Source organism: Streptomyces sp. NPDC034037 (assembly GCF_055575715.1).
In genome coordinates this window covers 613389-626631 of sequence record NZ_JBVISC010000004.1, presented here as the reverse complement: position 1 = coordinate 626631, position 13243 = coordinate 613389, and the positions used below count along the sequence as shown (strand labels likewise).

Below are 13243 nucleotides of genomic sequence, written 5' to 3'. Positions count from 1 at the left end.
CGCTCACTTTCCCGGACCGAAGCCGAATCCGGCACCCGCTCCCTCGACCTTGGCGCGCAGCCGCTTGCCCTTCTCCGTCGCCTGGTCGTTCAGTTCCTGCTGGAACTCCCGCATACGGGCGAGGAGTTCGCCGTCGTGCGCGGCGAGGATGCGGGCCGCGAGCAGGCCCGCGTTGCGCGCGCCGCCCACCGAGACCGTCGCCACCGGGACGCCCGCGGGCATCTGCACGATGGAGAGCAGGCTGTCCATGCCGTCCAGGTACTTCAGCGGGACGGGGACGCCGATCACCGGCAGCGGCGTCACCGAGGCCAGCATGCCGGGCAGGTGGGCGGCGCCGCCCGCACCCGCGATGATCGTCTTGAGGCCGCGGTCCGCCGCCTGCTCGCCGTACGCGATCATCTCGTGCGGCATGCGGTGCGCGGACACGACGTCGACCTCGAAGGGGATCTCGAACTCGTCCAGGACCTTGGCGGCACCCTCCATGACGGTCCAGTCGGAGTCGGAGCCCATGACGATGCCAACAACGGGGGAGGTCATTCGGTGATCGTTCCTCTGAGGTAGCCGGCTGCGTGACGGGCGCGCTCCAGCACGTCGTCGAGGTCGTCGCCGTAGGTGTTGACGTGGCCGACCTTGCGGCCGGGCTTCACGTCCTTGCCGTACATGTGGATCTTGAGCTGCGGGTCCCGGGCCATGCAGTGCAGGTACGCCGCGTACATGTCGGGGTAGTCGCCGCCCAGCACATTGGCCATCACGGTCCACTTGGCGCGCGGGCGCGGGTCGCCGAGGGGCAGGTCGAGGACGGCCCGTACGTGGTTGGCGAACTGCGAGGTGATCGCGCCGTCCTGGGTCCAGTGGCCGGAGTTGTGGGGGCGCATCGCCAGTTCGTTGACGAGGATGCGGCCGTCGCGCGTCTCGAACAGCTCCACGGCGAGGTGGCCGACCACGCCCAGCTCGTCGGCGACGCGCAGCGCCAGCTCCTGCGCCTCGCCGGCCAGGGACTCGCTCAGGCCGGGCGCCGGGGCGATGACGGTGTCGCACACGCCGTCGACCTGCCGGGACTCCACGACGGGGTAGGCGACGGCCTGGCCGTGCGGCGAGCGGACGACGTTCGCCGCCAGTTCGCGCACGAAGTCGACCTTCTCCTCGGCGAGCACCGGGACGCCGGCCCGGAAGGGGTCCTCGGCGTCCTCGACGGAACGCACGAACCACACCCCCTTCCCGTCGTAGCCGCCCCGCACCGTCTTCAGGATGACCGGGAAGCCGTCGCCCTCGGCCGCGAAGGCGGCCACGTCGGCCGGGTCCCTCACGATCCGGTGGCGCGGGCACGGCACGCCGATCTCCGTGAGCTTCACGCGCATCACGCCCTTGTCCTGGGCGTGCACCAACGCGTCGGGCCCCGGACGCACGGGGATGCCGTCCGCCTCCAGGGCCCTGAGGTGCTCGGTGGGTACGTGTTCGTGATCGAAGGTGATCACATCGCAGCCCCGCGCGAAGTCACGCAGCGTGTCCAGGTCGCGATAGTCGCCGATCACGACATCGCCGACGACCTGGGCCGCGGAATCCTGCGGGGTGTCACTGAGGAGCTTGAATTTCAGGCCGAGGGGGATGCCCGCCTCGTGGGTCATGCGGGCGAGCTGACCGCCGCCGACCATGCCGACTACCGGGAACGTCACACCCCCAGGGTATCGGCCGTTCCCGGCCACCCGGGAACGGCGTTCCCCCCGGGCCGCGCGGGCCCCCTCCCGGTACAGCGGCGCCGCCGTCGTCGCGGGCCCGCGCGCGGCCGTGGAGCACGCTGGTTAGCATGGCTGGGTCGACATGACCGAATCACCTATCCGTCGGCGCGTACACGACCGGGCCGCGGTGTCCGGTACGAATCGACGGGGGCTGGGGCGACCACCATGACGGAACGGGGCGCACTGCGCGTGCGACTGGACCAGCTGGCCCGGGAGGTCGCCAAGTTCGGGGCCGTGGGAGCGGTCGGCACCTTGGTCAACTTCGGTGTCTTCAACCTCGTACGGCATGTGACCGATCTGCACGTGGTGCGCGCGAGCGTGATCGCCACGCTGGTCGCCATCGTCTTCAACTACGTGGGGTTCCGCTACTTCACGTACAAGGACCGTGACAAGAGCGGGCGCACCAAGGAACTCACGCTGTTCCTGCTGTTCAGCGCGGTCGGTCTGGTGATCGAGAACGGCGTGCTCTACGCGGCGACGTACTGGTTCGGCTGGGACGGCAGGCTCCAGGCCAACTTCTTCAAGTTCCTCGGCATGGGCATCGCCACGCTCTTCCGGTTCTGGTCGTACCGCACGTGGGTGTTCAAGGCGCTGCCCGCGCGTGAGGCGGTCGCCCACGCGGAATCGTTCCTGGCCAAGGAGTCGTCCCTGAGCCAGGAGTCGTCCCTGAGCCAGGAGCCGTCCCTGAGGCAGGAGCCGTCCCTAGGGCAGGACCCGGACGAGCGGTCCGTGGCGCGCCACGCGCGCTGAGCGGGCGCTCACCTGACGGTCTCGGCCATGGTCTCCGCCGCGGAGATCGGCGTACGCGACAGGAAGAGCCCGAAGACCGGCGGCTTCGTCTGGAGCATCTCCAGGCGGCCCCCGTCCGCCTCGGCCAGGTCGCGGGCCACGGCGAGGCCGATGCCGGTGGAGTTGCGGCCGCTGATGGTCCGCTCGAAGATCCGCGCGCCGAGGTCGGGCGGTACGCCGGGACCCTCGTCGGTGACCTCCACGACCGCCTGGTTGCCGGTGACGCGGGTGCGCAGGGCGACGGTGCCGCCGCCGTGCATCAGGGAGTTCTCGATCAGCGCCGCGAGGACCTGCGCCACCGCGCCCGGCGTGCCCACCGCCTCCAGATGCCGCTTGCCGGAGCTGACGATGGCGCGGCCCGCGCTGCGGTAGGCGGGCCGCCACTCCTCCAGCTGCTGCTTGATGACCTCGTCCAGGTCGAAGGCGACGGCGGAGCCGGTGCGCGGGTCGCGGGAGTTGGTGAGCAGCCGCTCCACGACGTCGGTGAGCCGCTCCACCTGGGCCAGCGCGATCGTCGCCTCCTCCTTCACCGTGGTCAGGTCGTCGGTGACGGTGATCTCCTCCAGCCGCATGGACAGCGCGGTCAGCGGGGTGCGCAGCTGGTGCGAGGCGTCGGCGGCCAGGCGCCGCTCGGCGGTGAGCATGCGGCCGATGCGGTCGGCGGAGGCGTCCAGGACGTCGGCGACCCGGTCCAGCTCCGGCACGCCGTACCGCTTGTGGCGGGGCCGGGAGTCACCGGAGCCGAGGCGCTCCGCGGTCTCCGCGAGGTCGGTGAGCGGCGAGGCGAGGCGGTTGGCCTGGCGCACGGCGAGCAGTACGGCGGCGACGATGGCGAGCAGCGCCACGGCGGCGATGATCAGCAGGGTGCGGCCGACCTCCCGGGTGACGGCGGCGCGCGGCTCCTGGACGGTGACCCTCTCGCCCTGCTCGCCGGGGCGGGTGGCGCTGATCACGTCGCCGTCGGGCCGCTTGCCGATCTCGATGGAGGAGCGGCCGGGGATCTCGATGCGGGCGTAGCGCGCGGTGGCGACCTGGTCGCGCAGGATGGCCGAGGTGATCCGCTCCTGGCTGATGAGCCGGCTGTCGACGATGCTGGCGAGGCGCATGGCCTCGGAGTCCACGCGTTCCTGGGCGCTGCTGCTGATGGTCCTCGTCTCCACGATGACGAGGCTCACGCCGAAGACGGCGATCACGACGAGGACGACGGCGAGGGTGGAGTTGATCAGTCGGCGACGCATCTACTCAGTGTCGCGGATCCCACCCATGTCATGGGCGACGCCCGACGCCCAAAAACTCCCCGCGCCTGACACCCTAGGGTCACCCCCCAAGGACGGCGCCCGTGCACAACGCCCTAGGTGCGACCCCCCAGGGGCGCGGGGAACTGCGCGACCAGCCACAGCGGGCCCGCGGCGGCCCCTCGACGGAAAGCCCGCAGACGCGACTGCCCCACGGCGGTGTCTCGGCGGGTGCGGCCCGGCGCCCCGGTTGCGCGCGCAGTTCCCCGCGCCCCTTGAGGGGCACTCCAGGGACCGCCCAAAGAAAACCGCCCCCGGCGAGACTCAGCTCTTCTCGAAGCGGAAACCGACGCCCCGCACGGTGGCGATGTACCGGGGATTCGCCGCGTCGTCACCCAGCTTCTTGCGCAGCCAGGAGATGTGCATGTCCAGCGTCTTGGTGGACGACCACCACGTCGTGTCCCAGACCTCGCGCATCAGCTGGTCGCGCGTGACGACCCGGCCCGCGTCCCGCACCAGGACCCGGAGCAGGTCGAACTCCTTGGCGGTGAGCTGGAGTTCGTCGTCGCCCATCCAGGCGCGGTGCGACTCGACGTCGATCCGCACGCCGTGCGTGGACGGCGCCTCCTTGTGCTCCGTGGCGCCGCGCCGCAGCAGGGCCCGGACCCGGGCCAGCAGCTCGGCGAGGCGGAAGGGCTTGGTCACGTAGTCGTCGGCGCCCGCGTCCAGGCCGACGACGGTGTCCACCTCGTCGGCGCGCGCGGTCAGGATGAGGATCGGCACCGTGAGCCCGTCGGCGCGCAGCCGGCGCGCGACCTCCAGGCCGTCCATGCCGGGCAGCCCCAGATCGAGTACGACCAGGTCCACGCCGCCCTGGAGTCCGGCGTCGAGAGCGGTCGGGCCGTCCTCACGCACCTCCACCTCGTAACCCTCCCTGCGCAGGGCGCGGGCCAGCGGCTCCGAGATGGACGCGTCATCCTCGGCGAGCAGTACACGGGTCATGGGGTGATGGTAGTCCGGACCGGACGGGGGCTGTGCGGTGATCGCACAGTGCGGGGGAACGCCTGCGGCTATGGGATGCGATCCTGAGGAACACCTTTGAATGTGTGCTGTTGGTTGCAGTGAAACCTGTGATCCATCTCTCAAGTCCTTCCATATGCATCCCTGCCGTGTCGTATGGTGACCCAACGCCTGATGCACTATTGAAGGACCTTTGGCCCACTGTGCGCGCCTTAGGTCTCTTTTATGTGCGGGCCGGCTTCGGCCAGCCTTGAAAGGAATGACCTGTGGTCGGGCCCTGCGCGCGAGGATGCGCCCAGGGTGTGGATCCCGGAGTCCGCGTTCCCTCACCCCCGTGACCGGGGGTGAACCTCCCCCGGGCGTGGGGCGGGGGCGGCGCGGAACCGGTGCCGACCGCCCCCCACCGGGCGCGCTCACGCGTCGTCGCGCGTCCCGAACCCACGAGGATCGACCCATGGCGTCCAGCCTGACGAAGGACTCCGCCAGTACCCCTGGCTCCCAGAAGACCTTCTTCGGCCACCCCCGCGGACTGGCCACACTCTTCATGACCGAGATGTGGGAGCGGTACAGCTTCTACGGCATGAAGGCACTGCTCCCGCTGTACCTGATCGCCCCCGGCGGCATGGACATGAGCGCCACGACGGCGACGGCGATCTACTCCGTCTACATGTCGATGGTCTACCTGCTCGCCCTGCCCGGCGGCTGGATGGCCGACCGCTTCTGGGGTCCGCGCAAGACGGTCGTCATCGGCGCCTGCGTCGTCATCCTCGGCCACATCACCCTCGCGCTGCCCAACTCGGGGTCCTTCTTCGCCGGCCTCGCGCTCGTCGCGCTCGGCTCCGGCCTGCTGAAGGCGAACATCTCCGTGATGGTCGGCCACCTCTACGACGGCCCGAAGGACCCGCGCCGCGACGGTGGCTTCACGCTCTTCTACATCGGCATCAACCTCGGCGCCTTCCTCGCCCCGCTGACCATCGGCACGGTCGGCGAGAACGTCAACTGGCACCTCGGCTTCGCGCTCGCCGCGGCCGGCATGGGCCTCGGCCTCGCCCAGTTCATGCTCGGCTCGCGCCACCTGAGCGCCCAGAGCAGCGTGATCTCGCAGCCCGCCACGCCGGAGCAGCGCGCCTCCGCCCTGCGCACCGGCCTGATCTGGCTGATCGTCGCCGCCGCGCTCTACACGCTGATGGGCGTCACCGGGAACTTCGCCGACTGGGCGCTGATGCCGCTGATCATCGCCGGTCTGGTCATCCCCGTCGCCGTCCTCGCCCGCATGAAGCGCGACAAGGACCTGTCGCAGCTGGAGCACTCCAAGCTGTCCGGCTACATCTGGTTCTTCGTGGTCGCCGCCGTCTTCTGGATGATCTACGACCAGAACGGCTCGACCCTGTCGATCTTCGGCGAGACGTCGACGACGAACCACCTCCTCGGGTTCGACTTCCCGACCTCCTGGTACCAGTCGCTGAACCCGATCTTCATCATGGCGCTCGCCCCCGTGGTCGCCTCCGCCTGGCTGTGGCTGAACAAGCGGGGCAAGGAGCCGAGCACGGCCGTCAAGTTCGCCTCCAGCCTGACGCTGATCGGCATCTCCTTCGCCGTCTTCCTCATCCCGCTGATCGACACCGCCGCCAACGGCGGCCGGGTCAGCCCGATGTGGCTGGTCGCGATCTACTTCATCCAGACCGTCGGCGAGCTGTGCCTGTCCCCGGTCGGCCTCTCCCTCACCACGAAGATGGCCCCGGAGAAGTACAGCGCCCAGATGATGGGCGTCTGGTTCCTCGCGGTCACCGCCGGTGACTCCGTGACGGGCCTGCTGACGTCGCCGCAGCTCGGCATCGACCTGAACAACTCGGGCGCCGTCGCCATCGAGGCGATCATCGCGGTCATCGCCGGCTTCGGCATCTGGACCTCCCGCAAGAAGGTCAAACAGCTGATGGGCTCCGTCAACTGACGCACCCCGGTCCGGGCCCCGCCCGAACCGAACGAAGGGCCGCCGCACCACCCGGTGCGGTGGCCCTTCGCGTTTCTGCGCGCCTGGCGGCCCGCGCCGATGGAACATCTGCCCCATGCGCCGAACCTTGCTGCTGCCCCTGGCCCTGTGCGGAGCCCTGCTGTCGCCCGGTGCCGCCGCCGAGGCCGCGCCCCGGCCGCCGGTCGGACAGGTCTTCTCGTACGGGGGCCACGCCCGCCAGAACATCACCGTGTACGGGACCCCGTCCGCGCGGCGGCCCGCCCTGGTGATCGTGCACGGCGGCTCCTGGGCCAGGGACACCGACTGGAGCGGGCGGGCGCGGTGGTTCGCCGCCCGGGGCTTCACCGTGTACGACACCGACTACCGGCTGACGTCGGACGCCGCGTGGCCCGCGCAGCGCGACGACGTGCTGGCCGCGTTGCGCTGGGTGCGGCACCGGGAGCACGGGGAGCGGCCGCTCGTGCTCGGCTCGTCCGCGGGCGGGCACCTGGCCGTGCAGGCCGCCTCCTACGGGGCGGGGGCCTCGCGGGCGCGGGCGGTCGTGGCCCTGTCACCCGTCGCCTCGCCGTACCGCGCGTGGGCGGACGGCGGGGCGCGGGGGGCCGACGCGGACCGCAGGGCGCTGCGCCGGGCCGCCGTGCGGCTCGCCGGGTGCTCGCCGGATCTCGGCGGGATCCGCTGCTGGGCTCGGTGGGACGATCTGGCGGCCCGGACGCATGCGTCGGGCGCGGAGGACGCGCCGTTGTTCCTGCTCCACTCCGCCGGTGACTTCGTGGCTCCGGCCCACTCGGTCGAGCTTGCCTCCGCGCAGCGGCGGGCGGGGCTTGCCGACGTGACGGTCCGCACGCTGCGGGGTTCCGCGCACGGGGGCGCCCTCCTCAAAACCCCGGGCACGGCCCGTTCGGTACTCCGCTGGCTCCGCGCCCACGCCTGACGCCCCCCGCCCCGCTATTGACCCCGGTCCACGCCCGACCCCGCCAGGGGCGCGGGGAACCGCGCGAGCAACCGAGGTCGACCCGCACCCGCGGGGAGACTGCCGTCGGCAGACGCGTCTGCGGGGTTGCGGTCGTCGGGCCACCGCGGGCCGGTCGGGGCGGTCGCGCAGTTCCCCGCGCCCCTGGGGGGGGGCGATCCTGACGGGGTCGGTCGAGGCACCGAGGGTGCGGTTGTCGGGTCGCCGCGGGTCGGTCGGGGCTGGGCGCGCAGTTCCCCGCGCCCCTGGGGGGGTTGTCCCTGACGGGGGCGGTCAAGGCACCGAGGGTGCGGTTGTCGGGTCGCCGCGGGTCGGTCGGGGCTGGGCGCGCAGTTCCCCGCGCCCCTGAGGGGGTTGTTCCTGGCGGGGTCGGTCCGACGGGGGTCGTCAGGGGTGTCGAGGGGTGCGGTGGCGGCCCGGGGGGTTGTGGGGGCGGAGGTGGGTCAGCGCGGTCAGGGCGGAGCGGAAGACGGCGGCGGGCACCACGACCATGAGCATCAGCCAGAAGACGGTCACCCCCCACGGGCGCCCCACGTCCCACGGCTCCTCGGCGAGGAGCCGCCCGTCGAGCTTCACCGAGACGAGGTAGTCGCCGTGCGCGCCCGCCGCCAGCTCCACCGGCAGCTCGATCCGCGCCCTCCCACCGGGCGCGACGGTGCCGCGCCACTGCTGCTCCTCCCACCCCGGCGCGAACACACCGTGCGAGGAGCCGAGTTGGAAGACGGGGTCCTTGACGGGCTCCGCGCCGACGTTGCCGACCGTGAAGGCCAGCGTGCGCCGCGGCGGTGCCCCGAACCAGGTCAGCAGCCCGTCCGAACCGTCGAGGCGGGCGCCGGTGAGGACGGTGAGCCTGCCGTCGCCGCCCGGCGGGGACAACGGCTTCACGGGGTGGCCCGCGACCCTGAACGCGGTGTCCGTCCGCGCCTTCTCACCCGTCACCGTGGCGACACGCACGACACAGGGGCACGGCTCGGGCGGCTCGGTCACGGGCAGCTTCCTGCGGAAGGCTCCGTCCTCGTCCGTGGTGACGGCGCGCCCCTCGGAATTGGCGCACGCGTCGGTGGTGCCCCGGCCGGGCTCGGACCGACCGCAGATGAGCAGCATGAGCAGGGCGCCGGGCCGCCACCCCGCGCCCTTGACGGTGACGTGATCGCCGGGGCCCGCCCCGGGCACGGACAGCCGCACGCTCGGTTTGTCGGACGCCGGCGCGGGCGCCCCCGGCAGCAGTGCGAGGGCGAGCGCGGCCAGGACCGTGCCGAGGGCCATCACGGCGCGCGCCGCCCGGCCGCCGGGCCGCCACCCGCCCCGCACACCGGGCACCCGCTCGACCCGCCTGCCGTTCACCGCGGCCCTCCCCTCCCGCTCACCGCCAACTCCCGTGCGCCGTCCCGCACTTGTGCGTCCGCGGCGGCGTACGTACAGGACCGCCCGGTGGGGTTACCGGGAGCGCGCGGCCTGGTTCCTGCGGGTCAGCCAGAGCGTGCCGGCCGCGCCCGTGAGCAGCACGGTGCCGCCGAGGGTGCCGAGCGCGATCGTGGAGTCCGCGGGGCCGGTCTGCGGCAGCTCCCCGCCACCAGAGCCGGAACCGGAGCCGGAGCCGGAGCTGGAACCGGAGCTGGAACCAGCGCCCGTGCCGGCGTCGGCCCCGGTGCCGGACCCGGACCCGGTGTCGGACCCCGAGCCGCCCGAGCCCTTGACGTCCAGTTCGAGCGACGGCTTCGGGTCGTTGGACGGCGTGCACGTGGTCGTCGTACCGAGCGCCTTGATCGTGAGGACCCCGGCGGTGAACGTGACCTTGCCGCTCTTCTTCGGCGTATAGGTGCCCGACAGGTCACTGATCCTGATCGGGGTGTTGGCGGGGATCGCCTCGGAGTTGGCCGGGCCGGAGACGGGCACGGTGCCGCGCTCGGCGCCGCCCAGCTGGATCACCGCGCTCGGCTTCATCGCGCCCTTGCCCAGTTCCACGGGGCTGGAGGACACGCCCTTCTGGAAGGACATCGTGAGCCGGTAGCCGCCGCCACTCCTGACGCTCTTGATGTCGATCGGCGAGACGGCGCTCTTGTCGCCGATGGGCGTCTTGCACTGGTAGTTGACGTCCTGGACCGCGGCCTGCGCGGCAGGGGCGGCCATCAGCACCGCGGAGCCGCCGGCCAGGGCGGTGGCACACGCGAGCGCGGCCGCTTTCTTGTACGACACCTCGTGATCCCCTCATGCCGGTCCTCGTGGCGTGCCGCGGTGCGGAGTGACGCCGCATTGCTGACGGCACATCAGATTGGGCGTCAAGGTACGCCCGGGACCGTGCCGAGGGAAGACAGAAGACGCGCCGGATCGCGGTGATCCGGCGCGCATGCGAACCGTGGGTAACACCCTTGGCCCAGGCCCTGTCGCCCAGGCCCTCGCCGCCTAGGCGGGAGCGCCCAGCTCCGCCCAGACCGTCTTGCCGGTGCCGCCCGGGCCGCGCACGACGCCCCAGTCGAGGCAGAGCCGCTGGACGATGAACATGCCGTGGCCGCCGGGCCGCCCGGCCCGGTGCGGGGTACGCGGGGCGGGCTGGCCCGCGCCCCGGTCGGAGACCTCGATGCGCAGCACCTTGCCGTCGCAGAAGAGCCGGAGCGCGTCCGGGCCCTCCGCGTGCAGGCAGGCGTTCGTGACCAGCTCGGAGACGACGAGCAGGACGTCCTCCGCGGCGGCCCGCCGGTCGGCGCCCTCCGCGGGCAGCCAGCCCCACGCGTGGAGCGCCTCGCGGGTGTAGTCGCGGGCGAGGGGGACGACGCCGCTGGCGCCGTCGAGACTCAGTTCCCGGACCTGGCGAGCCGAGGGCGCCCCGGAAGCCCGGTCCGCGGAGGCGTCCGCGACGGCGGCCTCGGACTCCGGGCCACGGTCGCCCGGCGAATAAGGCCGGGTGGTGCTCATCAGCGCTTCACCTCACCGACAAGATGGCTGAGCACTCTGGACGCGCAGAGGACTCTGGACAAGTGGGGGACTCTGGAGGAGTAGGGGGCATCGGCTGCTCGCCGTTCTGACAGATGACGGATCCAGGTCTCTCCTGCCCGGTCGAACCGTGAGAACACCCACTTCTTCGGGCCGGTCCGTGTGACGCTGGTAACGCCTTGATAACAGAGAGAGAACTGACGCGTAACTTTCGCGTCGACCGCCATCGGCTCAGTCGGCCAGGGCCGCTTCGAGCGTGTCGTGGACAGTGAAGACGGCCTCCGCACCGGTGATCTCGAAGACACGCGCCACCACCGGCAGCATTCCGGCCAGGTGGACGCCGCCCCCCGCAGCCTCGGCCTTGAGCCGGGCCCCGAGCAGCACGTTCAGCCCCGTGGAGTCGCAGAACTCAAGGCGCGAGCAGTCCACGACGAGCCGCGAGAACCCGTCGTCGAGGCAACTTTCCAAGGGCTCCCGCAGGAGATCGGCGGTGTGGTGATCGAGTTCCCCCGCCGGGGTGACGACGGCGCTCGTGCCCGCCTTTCGCACTTCGACCAGAAGCCGGCCCCTATGCGCACTGCCGACCGTGCCGCGGTCCATGCCGTCTCTCTCTTCCGACCCGTCGTGGCTGTTGATGACGCCCCTGAACATTACGCCCTCTCCGGAGTTCCCGGTAGCCGAACATCCCCCCGAATTCGGACATTTCGCCCACAACGGCACTTGCGACCGGCAAGCGGAACCGGGTAGGGGTAGAAGAGACAGCAATCGACACGGACGGCTTTGGAGGCGCCGCACACCGCAGTGCACGTATGGGCATCGGCAGCCATATGCCGAGAATGATGGAGGACACCATGTCACCCCGGCTCGACGCATCGCATACTGACCAAGCGACGTCGACACCCCCGCCGTCCCACTCCGCCGCCGTGGTCCCGGGTCCCGCCCGTGAGCCGCAGCCGGCTCCGCAGACCCTGGAAGGGCTCCACGGCCTTCCCGAGATCCCGCCGTTCGCCGAGGTGGGGGCGCTGGACGCGCGGGCCCTGTCCAAGACCCTCTTCGAGCGCCTGGAAGCGCTTGAGGAAGGTACCCACGAACACGCGTATGTACGCAACACCCTGGTCGAACTCAATCTCGCCCTGGTGAAATTCGCCGCCTCCCGGTTCCGCTCCCGCAGTGAGCCGATGGAGGACATCATCCAGGTGGGCACGATCGGCCTCATCAAGGCGATCGACCGCTTCGAACTCAGCCGCGGCGTGGAGTTCCCCACCTTCGCCATGCCGACGATCGTCGGCGAGATCAAGCGCTTCTTCCGCGACACGAGCTGGTCGGTGCGCGTCCCGCGCCGTCTCCAGGAGCTGCGGCTGGACCTCGCCAAGGCGGGTGACGAGCTGGCCCAGCAGCTCGATCGCGCCCCCACGGTGAGCGAGCTGGCCGAGCGCCTCGGCATCTCCGACGACGAGGTCGTCGAGGGCATGGCCGCGTCCAACGCCTACACGGCGAGCTCCCTGGACGCCCAGCCCGAGGAGGACGACTCCGAGGGCGCGCTCGCGGACCGCATCGGTTACGAGGACCACGGCCTCGAAGGCATCGAGTACGTCGAATCGCTGAAGCCGCTGATCGCCGAGCTGCCGCCGCGCGACCGCAAGATCCTCTCCCTCCGCTTCGTCGCCAACATGACGCAGTCGGAGATCGGCGAGGAACTGGGCATCTCGCAGATGCACGTGTCGCGCCTGCTCTCCCGCACGCTCGTCAAGCTCCGCAAGGGACTGACCGTCGAGGAGTGAGCCGGCCCGGCGCCTCGCGCCCCAACGGCCCGGTGGGGCCCGCTCCTTGACGGGGGCGGGCCCCACCTGCGTAACCCGCCCCGCCGCGTCGCGAACTACTGTCGCGGGCATGGTCGAACACGATGCGCTCAGTGCCACCCGCGACGCCTACGACGCCATCGCCCCCACGTACGCGCGGCTGTTCGCCGACGCGCTGCGGGAGCGGCCCCTGGACCGTGCCGCCCTGGGCGTCTTCGCCGAGATCGTCCGCGCGGGCGGGCGGGGCCGGGTCGCGGACCTGGGGTGCGGGCCGGGCGACATCACCGCCCATCTGGCCGGGCTCGGACTGCGCGTGACCGGCGTCGACGCCTCCCCGGAGATGATCAGGCTGGCCCGGCAGGCCTGTCCGCACCTGCGGTTCGAGGTGGGGTCGATGGCCGCGCTGGACCTCGCCGACGGCACGCTGGACGGCGTCCTCGCGCGGTGGTCCGTCATCCACACGCCGCCGGTGGAACTCCCCGTCGTCCTCGCCGAGTTCCACCGCGTACTGGCCCCCGGCGGTCACGCCCTGGTGGGGTTCTCGGCGAGCGAGGGCCCCTCCCACCCGACGCAGGCCTTCGACCACACCGTCGCACCGGCCTACCGGTGGTCGCCCGACCACCTCGCCGCGCTGCTGCGCGAGGCCGGCCTCGCCGAGGTGGCCCGCATCACGCGCGAGCCCGAACCCACCGACCGCCGGCAGTTCCAGGAGGTCCACCTGCTCGCCCGCAAGACCGGCACGCCCCGAACCGGAACGCCCCGAACCGGAACGCCCTGAACCGGAACGC

Annotated in this window: 13 protein-coding genes; 5 read left to right on the top strand and 8 right to left on the bottom strand. The window is 71.7% G+C overall.

Annotated elements, in window-relative coordinates; genetic code table 11:
* Nucleotides 1-3 precede the first annotated feature (3 nt).
* Nucleotides 4-537, bottom strand: coding sequence for a 5-(carboxyamino)imidazole ribonucleotide mutase (gene purE / locus ACZ516_RS18005; RefSeq protein WP_361085820.1), 534 nt, complete (start codon nucleotides 535-537; stop codon nucleotides 4-6).
* A complete protein-coding gene (locus tag ACZ516_RS18000) occupies nucleotides 534-1652 on the bottom strand; it encodes a 5-(carboxyamino)imidazole ribonucleotide synthase (RefSeq protein ID WP_358696917.1) in 1119 nt (372 codons plus the stop codon). Before ACZ516_RS18000 ends, purE begins: the two co-directional genes overlap by 4 nt.
* Before the next feature lie 249 nt (nucleotides 1653-1901).
* On the opposite strand from ACZ516_RS18000, the gene ACZ516_RS17995 reads away from it, so the two are divergent.
* Nucleotides 1902-2486 (top strand): GtrA family protein, encoded by a 585-nt coding sequence (locus ACZ516_RS17995; protein ID WP_469010982.1) that lies wholly within the window; start codon nucleotides 1902-1904, stop codon nucleotides 2484-2486.
* An 8-nt stretch (nucleotides 2487-2494) separates the two neighbouring features.
* Here ACZ516_RS17995 and ACZ516_RS17990 read toward each other — a convergent pair whose 3' ends face one another.
* Both ACZ516_RS17990 and ACZ516_RS17985 read right to left on the bottom strand, forming a co-directional pair.
* A complete protein-coding gene (locus tag ACZ516_RS17990) occupies nucleotides 2495-3763 on the bottom strand; it encodes an ATP-binding protein (RefSeq protein WP_469010980.1) in 1269 nt (422 codons plus the stop codon).
* Nucleotides 3764-4084: 321 nt separating this feature from the next.
* The gene (locus ACZ516_RS17985) at nucleotides 4085-4762 is read right to left on the bottom strand and encodes a response regulator transcription factor (RefSeq protein WP_055534262.1); all 678 of its coding nucleotides are present in this window, start codon (nucleotides 4760-4762) and stop codon (nucleotides 4085-4087) included.
* A 472-nt stretch (nucleotides 4763-5234) separates the two neighbouring features.
* Here ACZ516_RS17985 and ACZ516_RS17980 point away from each other — a divergent pair, with 472 nt between their 5' ends.
* Nucleotides 5235-6731, top strand: a complete 1497-nt coding sequence (locus ACZ516_RS17980) for a peptide MFS transporter (RefSeq protein ID WP_358587420.1) — start codon at nucleotides 5235-5237, stop codon at nucleotides 6729-6731.
* A 115-nt stretch (nucleotides 6732-6846) separates the two neighbouring features.
* Nucleotides 6847-7686 carry an alpha/beta hydrolase family protein gene (locus ACZ516_RS17975; protein ID WP_361085811.1) on the top strand — a complete coding sequence of 280 codons (840 nt, stop codon included), beginning with the start codon at nucleotides 6847-6849 and terminating at the stop codon, nucleotides 7684-7686.
* Nucleotides 7687-8112: 426 nt separating this feature from the next.
* On the opposite strand, the gene ACZ516_RS17970 is transcribed toward ACZ516_RS17975, so the two are convergent.
* The 4 genes from ACZ516_RS17970 to ACZ516_RS17955 form a co-directional block, all read right to left on the bottom strand.
* Complete coding sequence (locus ACZ516_RS17970; protein WP_469010978.1) at nucleotides 8113-9069, bottom strand: hypothetical protein; 957 nt, start codon at nucleotides 9067-9069, stop codon at nucleotides 8113-8115.
* 93 nt (nucleotides 9070-9162) lie between these two features.
* A complete protein-coding gene (locus ACZ516_RS17965; protein WP_469010976.1) occupies nucleotides 9163-9921 on the bottom strand; it encodes an LPXTG cell wall anchor domain-containing protein in 759 nt (252 codons plus the stop codon).
* 207 nt (nucleotides 9922-10128) lie between these two features.
* A complete protein-coding gene (locus ACZ516_RS17960) occupies nucleotides 10129-10638 on the bottom strand; it encodes an ATP-binding protein (RefSeq protein WP_361085805.1) in 510 nt (169 codons plus the stop codon).
* A 249-nt stretch (nucleotides 10639-10887) separates the two neighbouring features.
* Complete coding sequence (locus ACZ516_RS17955; RefSeq protein ID WP_358588430.1) at nucleotides 10888-11256, bottom strand: STAS domain-containing protein; 369 nt, start codon at nucleotides 11254-11256, stop codon at nucleotides 10888-10890.
* A gap of 251 nt (nucleotides 11257-11507) precedes the next feature.
* Between ACZ516_RS17955 and ACZ516_RS17950 the strand changes: the two genes are divergently transcribed.
* Both ACZ516_RS17950 and ACZ516_RS17945 read left to right on the top strand, forming a co-directional pair.
* On the top strand, nucleotides 11508-12437 hold the full coding sequence (locus ACZ516_RS17950; protein WP_467466541.1) for an RNA polymerase sigma factor SigF: 930 nt from the start codon (nucleotides 11508-11510) through the stop codon (nucleotides 12435-12437).
* A gap of 109 nt (nucleotides 12438-12546) precedes the next feature.
* Entirely contained in the window at nucleotides 12547-13233 is a 687-nt protein-coding gene (locus ACZ516_RS17945; RefSeq protein ID WP_469010974.1) for a class I SAM-dependent methyltransferase, read from the top strand.
* Nucleotides 13234-13243: the final 10 nt, after the last annotated feature.

Excerpts from the sequence above, each read along its gene's own strand:
- purE (WP_361085820.1), bottom strand. The coding sequence starts at position 537 with ATGACCTCCCCCGTTGTTGGCATCGTCATGGGCTCCGACTCCGACTGG.
- ACZ516_RS18000 (WP_358696917.1), bottom strand. The coding sequence starts at position 1,652 with ATGGTCGGCGGCGGTCAGCTCGCCCGCATGACCCACGAGGCGGGCATC.
- ACZ516_RS17995 (WP_469010982.1), top strand. The coding sequence starts at position 1,902 with ATGACGGAACGGGGCGCACTGCGCGTGCGACTGGACCAGCTGGCCCGG.
- ACZ516_RS17990 (WP_469010980.1), bottom strand. The coding sequence starts at position 3,763 with ATGCGTCGCCGACTGATCAACTCCACCCTCGCCGTCGTCCTCGTCGTG.
- ACZ516_RS17985 (WP_055534262.1), bottom strand. The coding sequence starts at position 4,762 with ATGACCCGTGTACTGCTCGCCGAGGATGACGCGTCCATCTCGGAGCCG.
- ACZ516_RS17980 (WP_358587420.1), top strand. The coding sequence starts at position 5,235 with ATGGCGTCCAGCCTGACGAAGGACTCCGCCAGTACCCCTGGCTCCCAG.
- ACZ516_RS17975 (WP_361085811.1), top strand. The coding sequence starts at position 6,847 with ATGCGCCGAACCTTGCTGCTGCCCCTGGCCCTGTGCGGAGCCCTGCTG.
- ACZ516_RS17960 (WP_361085805.1), bottom strand. The coding sequence starts at position 10,638 with ATGAGCACCACCCGGCCTTATTCGCCGGGCGACCGTGGCCCGGAGTCC.
- ACZ516_RS17955 (WP_358588430.1), bottom strand. The coding sequence starts at position 11,256 with ATGGACCGCGGCACGGTCGGCAGTGCGCATAGGGGCCGGCTTCTGGTC.
- ACZ516_RS17950 (WP_467466541.1), top strand. The coding sequence starts at position 11,508 with ATGTCACCCCGGCTCGACGCATCGCATACTGACCAAGCGACGTCGACA.
- ACZ516_RS17945 (WP_469010974.1), top strand. The coding sequence starts at position 12,547 with ATGGTCGAACACGATGCGCTCAGTGCCACCCGCGACGCCTACGACGCC.